General features: G+C 68.3%; 1 protein-coding gene. It reads left to right on the top strand.

Features of this window, described 5'->3' with window-relative positions:
• Window positions 1-385: biotin/lipoyl-containing protein (locus HMPREF2894_RS09235; RefSeq protein ID WP_305793943.1), on the top strand; the 385-nt coding region annotated here is incomplete at both ends.

The following is a 385-nucleotide window of genomic DNA, read 5'->3' as shown; positions in this document are numbered from 1 at the left end:
CCCGCAGCTCCCGCTCCGGTTGCTGAGGCTCCGGCTGCTCCCGCAGCACCCGCCGCTGCTCCGGCTGCTCCCGCAGCTGCTGCTGCAGGCATCGAGGTCGTACTGCCCGCACTGGGCGAGTCCGTCACCGAGGGCACCGTTACCCGCTGGCTGAAGGAAGTTGGCGAGCAGGTTGAGGTTGACGAGCCCCTGGTTGAGGTTTCCACCGACAAGGTTGACACCGAGGTTCCCTCCCCCGTAGCAGGCGTTGTCGAGCAGATTCTCGTCCCCGAGGACGAGGACGTCGAGGTCGGCGCTGCTCTGGCTATCATTGGCGACGGTTCCGGCGCTGCTGCTCCGGCTGCTCCCGCAGCTGCTGAGGCTCCCGCAGCTCCCGCTCCGGTTG

The sequence above is a fragment of the Rothia sp. HMSC066G02 genome (genome assembly GCF_001813145.1).
Classification (GTDB): domain Bacteria; phylum Actinomycetota; class Actinomycetes; order Actinomycetales; family Micrococcaceae; genus Rothia.
This window is presented reverse-complemented; position numbering and strand designations above follow the sequence as displayed.